9 protein-coding genes are annotated in these 7,453 nt (G+C 69.3%); 4 read left to right on the top strand and 5 right to left on the bottom strand.

What is annotated here, in order from left to right:
- Nucleotides 1-305: 305 nt before the first annotated feature.
- Complete coding sequence (locus ACWDZ4_RS01410) at nucleotides 306-947, bottom strand: DNA-3-methyladenine glycosylase (protein ID WP_451506404.1); 642 nt, start codon at nucleotides 945-947, stop codon at nucleotides 306-308.
- 139 nt (nucleotides 948-1,086) lie between these two features.
- Here ACWDZ4_RS01410 and ACWDZ4_RS01405 point away from each other — a divergent pair, with 139 nt between their 5' ends.
- From ACWDZ4_RS01405 to ACWDZ4_RS01395, 3 genes are all read left to right on the top strand, one after another.
- Complete coding sequence (locus ACWDZ4_RS01405) at nucleotides 1,087-1,869, top strand: sporulation protein (protein WP_451506403.1); 783 nt, start codon at nucleotides 1,087-1,089, stop codon at nucleotides 1,867-1,869.
- 48 nt (nucleotides 1,870-1,917) lie between these two features.
- Nucleotides 1,918-2,454, top strand: a complete 537-nt coding sequence (locus ACWDZ4_RS01400) for a YbhB/YbcL family Raf kinase inhibitor-like protein (protein WP_451506402.1) — start codon at nucleotides 1,918-1,920, stop codon at nucleotides 2,452-2,454.
- A 145-nt stretch (nucleotides 2,455-2,599) separates the two neighbouring features.
- Nucleotides 2,600-3,142, top strand: coding sequence for an HNH endonuclease (locus ACWDZ4_RS01395; RefSeq protein WP_451506401.1), 543 nt, complete (start codon nucleotides 2,600-2,602; stop codon nucleotides 3,140-3,142).
- 49 nt (nucleotides 3,143-3,191) lie between these two features.
- Here the strand turns inward: ACWDZ4_RS01395 and ACWDZ4_RS01390 are convergent, their stop codons facing one another.
- The 4 genes from ACWDZ4_RS01390 to ACWDZ4_RS01375 form a co-directional block, all read right to left on the bottom strand.
- Nucleotides 3,192-3,965: a sulfite exporter TauE/SafE family protein gene (locus tag ACWDZ4_RS01390; RefSeq protein ID WP_451506422.1), complete on the bottom strand. Its 774-nt coding sequence runs from the start codon at nucleotides 3,963-3,965 to the stop codon at nucleotides 3,192-3,194.
- 61 nt (nucleotides 3,966-4,026) lie between these two features.
- Nucleotides 4,027-4,956, bottom strand: coding sequence for an SPFH domain-containing protein (locus ACWDZ4_RS01385; RefSeq protein WP_214909057.1), 930 nt, complete (start codon nucleotides 4,954-4,956; stop codon nucleotides 4,027-4,029).
- Between the two features lie 112 nt (nucleotides 4,957-5,068).
- Nucleotides 5,069-5,497 (bottom strand): NfeD family protein, encoded by a 429-nt coding sequence (locus tag ACWDZ4_RS01380; protein WP_451506400.1) that lies wholly within the window; start codon nucleotides 5,495-5,497, stop codon nucleotides 5,069-5,071.
- 91 nt (nucleotides 5,498-5,588) lie between these two features.
- Nucleotides 5,589-6,386 (bottom strand): ABC transporter ATP-binding protein, encoded by a 798-nt coding sequence (locus ACWDZ4_RS01375; RefSeq protein ID WP_344490052.1) that lies wholly within the window; start codon nucleotides 6,384-6,386, stop codon nucleotides 5,589-5,591.
- A gap of 125 nt (nucleotides 6,387-6,511) precedes the next feature.
- On the opposite strand from ACWDZ4_RS01375, the gene ACWDZ4_RS01370 reads away from it, so the two are divergent.
- Entirely contained in the window at nucleotides 6,512-7,303 is a 792-nt protein-coding gene (locus ACWDZ4_RS01370) for a hypothetical protein (RefSeq protein WP_451506399.1), read from the top strand.
- Nucleotides 7,304-7,453: the final 150 nt, after the last annotated feature.

Here is a 7,453-nt window from a genome sequence, read left to right as displayed (position 1 = left end):
TTCGTTTCCGTATTTCGTGTTCCCGACTCTACCAGACGCTTTACCGCCCGACTTCGCCGGCGCCTTCCGGTTCTCCGCTTCCGCGTTTCCCTTTCGGCGTGGTCACTACTTTAGCGGATTTCCCTTGCGGCTCATAATCGAGCCGGTGGGACGGAATTCGGGCATGCCGAAAACGAACCCGTCAGGGAAATCGTAGGTAGTGGGTTGGCCGCTTCGAGGCGCTCCGGGTGGGGCTGAAAGCCCGTACCAACAGCAGTGCCCGTCTCAAGCGGCTCGGACTACATTAGATGTCCGCCCAGTCGGCGTCAAGTCCGTCGGTGACGTGGCTTGTGTGCCCTGAAGGGACTCACCGTGGGGTCGCCGCTGATCCAGAAACGCCAGGGGTGGTCGGCGCCCTCGCCGCCCACGCCGGTGCGTGGGCCGTTCTTCACCAGGTCAGTGGAGGCAGGCGTGCCGTGCAGTACGGAGAGAGGGGACTCGGGGCCGGCGCAGAGGTCGGTGCCGTCCAGGGCGCGGTCGATGGCGAGTCCTGTGGCGAGGCGTGCCGGGCCTTTGGCCAGTTCGTTGTCGTTTCGGGCCGAGAGTCGTCGCTTGCGCACGAACTCGTGGCCGCTCGTCACCTCTCCTCCGCGCAGGAGGACACCGCTCGCTGTGCCCTCCTGGCCGCAGACCAGGTTCAGGCTGAACCACATGCCGTAGATGAAGTAGACGTACGCATGACCGGGCGGGCCGAACATGGATGCGTTGCGCGGGGTCTTTCCGCGGTAGGCGTGCGATCCGGGGTCTCCTTGGCCGTCGTATGCCTCGACCTCGGTGATGCGGAGTTCGATCGGGCCGTCGTCGGTCAGTCGTACGAGAGTGCGTCCCAGTAGGTCGGGGGCGACCTCCAGTACGGGGCGGTCGAAGAACGTCCTGCTGAGCGGCGTACGGTCGGCATCCTTGATCATGCCCTCCGAGCGTACTGGAAGCCATCTGTTCGGGCAGGTGGTCACAAGGCGTGCGCTTTGCCAGGGTGAGGGCGCGGAACCGGGTGCAGGGCTTCCGCGTTCGTACTGGTCAGAACCGAAAAAATCTGGGGAGTAAGACATGGGCTTCAAGAAGTTGCTCGCGAGTTTGGGTGCCGGTGGCGCGTCGGTGGAGACGGTGCTGACCGAGGCGAACGTCGTGCCTGGTGGTGTGGTGCAGGGCGAGGTGCGTATCCAGGGCGGCTCGGTCGATCAGCAGATCGAGGGGCTCTCCGTCGGTCTGCAGGCGCGCGTCGAGGTCGAGGGCGGTGACCAGGAGGTCAAGCAGGACATCGAGTTCACGAAGCAGCGGCTCGGTGGTGCCTTCGAGGTGAAGGCGGGCGCGGTGCACGTGGTGCCGTTCAGCCTGGAGATTCCCTGGGAGACCCCGATCACCAGCATCGCCGGCCAGCAGCTGCACGGTATGAACATCGGCGTCACGACCGAGCTGGAGATCGCGCGGGCCGTGGACTCGGGCGACCTGGACCCGATCAATGTGCACCCGCTGCCGGCGCAGCAGGCGATTCTCGACGCCTTCGTGCAGCTGGGCTTCCGCTTCAAGAGCGCGGACATGGAGCGTGGTCACATCCGGGGGACGCGTCAGCGGCTGCCCTTCTACCAGGAGATCGAGTTCCAGCCGCCGCAGCAGTACCGCGGGCTCAACCAGGTCGAGCTGACCTTCGTCGCGGACGACCGCGAGATGGATGTCGTCCTGGAGATGGACAAGAAGCCGGGGCTCTTCAGTGAGAGCAGCGACTCCTACCGGGCCTTCAAGGTGGGGTTGAACGACTTCCAGGGAACCGACTGGGTGGCTTACCTCAATCAGTGGCTTGCCCAGGTCGGCGGTCAGCGCAACTGGCTCTAGGCTCGGGAGCTGTCAGGTAGCCGCACAGTCCACATCGGAGGTTCAGACGTGTCCGAGGCGAAGAGGCCGCCGCTTCCCCATGACTTCCATCCGCCGGTGCCCTCGTTCACGGTGGTGAGTGAGGACGTCGCGGACGGGGCGGTGCTGAAGGACGCCCAGGTGTACGCGGCCGGCAACACCTCGCCGCACTTGCGGTGGGAAGGGTTTCCCGCCGGGACGAAGAGCTTCGCCGTGACGTGCTTCGATCCCGACGCGCCGACCGGCAGTGGGTTCTGGCACTGGACCGTGTTCGACATTCCGGCGTCGGTTACGGAGCTGCCGGCCGGGGCGGGCAGCGGGAAGTTCGAGGGGCTGCCGGAGGGCTCGGTCCAGGCCCGTAACGACTACGGGACGAAGGACTTCGGCGGGGCCGCGCCGCCGGCCGGTGAGCGGCACCGCTACGTGTTCACCGTGTACGCGGTGGACAGGGAGAAGCTCGGTCCCGACGCCGACACTTCCCCCGCCGCTGTGGGGTTCAATCTGCGGTTCCACACGCTCGGGCGTGCGCAGCTGGTCGCCGAATACGAGGCTCCCGCGGCGAGTTGACCGTTCACTTTCTGTTTGCCCGTCCCCGGTCTTGGAAGAGATCAGGGACGGGCATCTTTTTTATTGCGTTGTCCATCTCGGTGTGCCCGGTCAGAGTTGATCCAAGCCCGCCACGAGGCGGGCCGGCGCAGGGAGGGTGGGCGGAATGCGGGACACGCTGGTACTGAACGCGAGCTTCGAGCCGCTGTCTACAGTGACGCTGAACCGGGCGGTGGTGCTCGTCCTGCAGGACAAGGCCGTTGTCGAACAGGCCCGCCCCGGACTGCTGATGCGCGCGGCCGCCGTGGAGCTTCCGGTGCCGCAGGTGATCAGGCTCTGCCGGTATGTCCGGGTGCCCTTCCGAAGACAGGCACCGTGGTCGAGGCGCGGTGTGCTCATACGGGACCAGCACCGGTGCGCGTACTGCGGACGGCGGGCCACCACCGTCGATCATGTGATACCGAAAGCCCAGGGCGGCGGGGACGGCTGGCTGAATACGGTGGCGTCCTGCGCGGAGGACAATCACCGCAAGGCGGACCGTACGCCGGAGGAGGCGGGCATGCCGTTGCTGCGGCGGCCGTTCGTGCCTTCGCCCGCCGACGCGATGCTGCTGTCGCTGGGGGCGAACGAGTGGTTCGCGCTGCCGAGCGGGGTCTCCCCTGCCCGGACGGAGCCGAGGCACCGGGGAGGGCTGACGCAGCCCGCGTAGGCGCCCGGAAGGGAGAGCCCGCCTTCGTCCGGAGGCGGGCTTCTGTGGGTCAGCGCAGTATCAGCTGGACGATCGCGACGGTGCCCACGGCCACGATCAGTGCGCGCAGGGCGGTCGGTGGCAGGCGGCGGCCGATCGTGGCGCCGAGCTGGCCGCCGAGCGTGGAGCCGGCGGCGATGAGCGCGACGGCGGTCCAGTCGAACTCCGCGGCGAAGAGGAAGAAGACCGCGGCGACGCTGTTGACGACCGCGGCGAGGACGTTCTTGGTGGCGTTCAGGCGTTGCAGGGTGTCGTTGAGCAGCATGCCCATGAGGGCGACGTAGATGATTCCCTGGGCCGCGGTGAAGTAGCCGCCGTACACGCTGGCGAGCAGAAGGCCGGTGATGAGGAGCGGGCCGCCGTCGGGGTCGGGGGCGGCGTCGGGGCCGTTGCGCTCGCGGCGGCGCTGGACGGCCTTGGTGATGCGGGGCTGGAGGATCACCAGGACCAGGGCGAGGCCGACCAGGACCGGCACGATCGTCTCGAAGGCGTCCGCCGGCAGTGCGAGGAGCAGTGCGGCTCCGCAGAGGGATCCGACGGCGGTGGCCGCGCCCGCGCGCAGGATGCGGCGGCGCTGGCCGGTGAGTTCCTTGCGGTAGCCGATGGCGCCGCTGATCGAGCCGGGGATCAGGCCGAGGGCGTTGGAGACGGTCGCGGTCACCGGCGGCAGGCCGGTGGCGAGGAGGACCGGGAAAGTGATGAGGGTCCCGGAACCGACGATGGTGTTGATGGTCCCGGCGCCCACGCCCGCGGCGAAGACGGCGAGCATCTCCCAGATGGTCACGGTGTGCCTCTCGTGCATGATCGGTGTGCCGGGCAACGATCATGCACGAGGTGGGTACGCGTCAGTCGATGGGGGGGTCCTGGCGGCGCTCCTGGCCCGTGTTGAAGCCCGGGGCGCCACCGCTGAAGTTGCCGAAGGCGCCGCTGAGGCCCTTGAGCGCGTCGCCGATCTCGCTGGGCACGATCCAGAGCTTGTTGGCGTCGCCCTCGGCGATCTTCGGGAGCATCTGGAGGTACTGGTACGAGAGGAGCTTCTGGTCCGGGTCGCCCGCGTGGATCGACTCGAAGACCGTACGGATGGCCTGGGCCTCGCCCTCCGCACGCAGTGCGGACGCCTTGGCCTCGCCCTCGGCGCGCAGGATCGCGGACTGCTTCTCGCCTTCGGCGGTGAGGATCGCGGACTGCCTGATGCCCTCGGCGGTGAGGATCGCGGCGCGCTTGTCGCGGTCGGCGCGCATCTGCTTCTCCATCGAGTCCTGGATGGAGGTGGGGGGCTCGATCGCCTTGAGCTCGACGCGGTTGACGCGGATGCCCCACTTGCCGGTGGCCTCGTCGAGGACGCCGCGCAGCGCCGCGTTGATCTCCTCGCGGGAGGTCAGGGTCCGCTCCAGGTCCATGCCGCCGATGATGTTGCGCAGCGTGGTGACGGTGAGCTGCTCGATCGCCTGGATGTAGCTGGCGACTTCGTACGTCGCGGCGCGGGCGTCGGTGACCTGGTAATAGATGACGGTGTCGATGTTGACCACCAGGTTGTCCTGGGTGATCACCGGCTGGGGCGGGAAGGGCACGACCTGTTCGCGGAGGTCGATCCGGTTGCGGATCGAGTCGATGAACGGGACGACGATGTTCAGGCCCGCGTTGAGGGTGCGGGTGTAGCGGCCGAAGCGCTCCACGATGGCGGCGCTGGCCTGTGGGATGACCTGGATCGTCTTGATCAGGGCGATGAAGACCAGCACCACCAGAATGATCAGGACGATGATGACGGATGACATCGCGTTTCCCGTGCCCTTCGTATCGTGCTTCTCGGGAGACCGGCCAGGTCGTGTGCGGACGATCTGATGATCAATCTTCCCAGAACACGAGCCGGTGTGCGGGGTGTTCGGCTCACATGACCACTGCCGTCGCTCCGTCGATCTCGATGACGTCGACCTGCCGGCCCGGTTCGAAGGTCTGGTCGGCGTCGTAGGACCGGGCCGACCAGACCTCGCCCGCCAGTTTGATCCGGCCGCCGCCGCCGTCGACCCGTTCGAGCACGACCGCCTGACGGCCCCTCAGGGCGTCGATTCCGGTGGCGTGTTGGGGGCGTTCGGAGCGGTGCCGGGCGGCTATCGGGCGTACGACCGCGATGAGCGCGACCGAGACGGCGGCGAAGACCAGTACCTGCGCGACCACACCGCCGCCCAGGCTCGCGGTCACGGCGCCGGCGACCGCGCCCGCCGACAGCATTCCGAATTCGGGCATCGCCGTCACCACGAGCGGGATTCCCAGCCCGACGGCGCCGATCAGCCACCACACCCATGCGTCGATGTCCACGTGGTCATGGTAGGCGCGGGGAGTCTTCGCGGACAGGGCGCGAGCGGGCCGCGGGCGGAGCCCGGACAGGCGCGGCCGGGGCGTGGGCGGGTCAGCCGAGCGGCAGGCCCTGGGCCGTCCAGCGGTCGGACCTGCGCTCGACGACGAGCGGCAGGCCGAAGCAGAGGGAGAGGTTGCGGGAGGTCAGTTCGGTCTCCACGGGGCCCGCGGCGAGGACCTTGCCCTGACGGATCATCAGGACGTGGGTGAAACCGGGGGCGATCTCCTCGACATGGTGCGTCACCATGATCATCGAGGGGGCGTACGGGTCGCGGGCGAGGCGGCCGAGGCGGCGGACGAGGTCTTCGCGGCCGCCGAGGTCGAGACCGGCGGCGGGCTCGTCGAGGAGCAGCAGCTCGGGGTCGGTCATCATCGCGCGGGCGATCATGGTGCGCTTGCGCTCGCCCTCGGAGAGCGTGCCGAACTTCCGGTCCAGGTAGTCGGTCATGCCGAGGCGGTCGAGGAAGGCGCGGGCGCGCTGCTCGTCGACCTCGTCGTAGTTCTCGTGCCAGGTGGCGGTCATGCCGTACGCCGCGGTGAGCACCGTCTGGAGGACGGTCTGGCGCCTGGGCAGCTTGTCGGCCAGCGCGATGCCGGCCATGCCGATGCGGGGGCGGAGCTCGAAGACGTCGGTGCCGGGGCTGCCGAGCGTCTCGCCGAGGACCTTGGTGGTGCCGGTGGACGGGAAGAGGTAGCTGGAGGCGACGTTCAGCAGGGTGGTCTTGCCGGCGCCGTTCGGGCCGAGGATGACCCAGCGCTCGCCCTCCTTGACCGACCAGGAGACGTCTTCCACCAGAGCGCGTCCGTCGCGGACCACGGATACGTCCACCAGCTCCAGTACATCGCTCATGAGCGCGTTGTCTCCCCATGCAGTCTCGAGAATGTTGGGTGTGCCTGTGGGCACAGCTCCCAGGGAAAACCTACGCCACCGGTCGGGCGGTCCGGCCCCTAGGTCCCATTCCCTAGGCTGGGTCCATGCTTTCCGAACCTCGCTCAGGACGACTGGCCGCATGGGGAAACGCCCTTTTGGCCGGACTTGTTTCGCCGGATCACGTCGCGCTCGCCATTGTCGGGGAGGACGCGGTGCACCGGGTGGAAGGTGTACCCGGGGAGGCGGGGCCGGTCGGTCTCACGCTGGCCCTGGGACGGTTGCGCGCGCTGGGCGTGACGGGGTTCCGGGTGGCGCTGCCCGCACCGGGGCATCCGCTGGGGCTCAGTGGGCCGCCGGAGTTCAACGCGCGGGCGCTGGAGGCGGAGGAGGCGGTGGTCTGCTCGGGGGTGGCGCTGGGGCTGGTGCCGGAGGTGTACGAGGCGGGGCCTGCCGGGGACGCGCATGTCGAGGTGGTGTGGCACTGCCTGCCCGTACGGGAGGCTCCGCCTGCCGATGTGCCCTCGCTCGGGGAGGCGGAGCGGGAACTGGCGGAGGCGCTGCGGGACGCGACGGCGGTGCTCTCGCGGCTCGATGTGGCGGGGTCGGGCCCGGTGGCCGAGGCGGCGATCGACGCGTACCGGGCGCGGGTGGAGGGCGGCGGCGAGGTACTGGCCCCCGGGTACCCGCCGCGGGCGGTACGGGTGCTGGAACTCGCGCAGCGGGTCGGGCTGCTCGTCTCGGTGGCGTACGAGAACGGGCACGGGGGCGCGGTGAGTGCGTCCGAGATGGCGGCGCGGGGGGAGGCGCTGCGGCCGGTGGAGCGGGTGGCGCGGCGGGCGCAGGTGGCGGCGTACAACGCGTGGGTGGAGGAACGCGAGCGCCGCAGGGAGCACTGACGAGAGCACCCCGGGCCCCGCCCGCCGGACGGAGTCCGGCGCAGCACCCCGAAGCCCGCGAGGCGCCGAGGGGTGCGAGGGGTGCGTCGGGAAGGGCGGGCGCCCGGGGGCCGGAGCATGCGACCGGCCCCCGGGCGCGTGGTGCGCCTG

This window comes from Streptomyces sp. NPDC003016 (genome assembly GCF_053591455.1).
The sequence above is the reverse complement of the archived record's forward strand: the minus strand, read 5'-3'. Positions and strand labels throughout refer to the sequence as shown.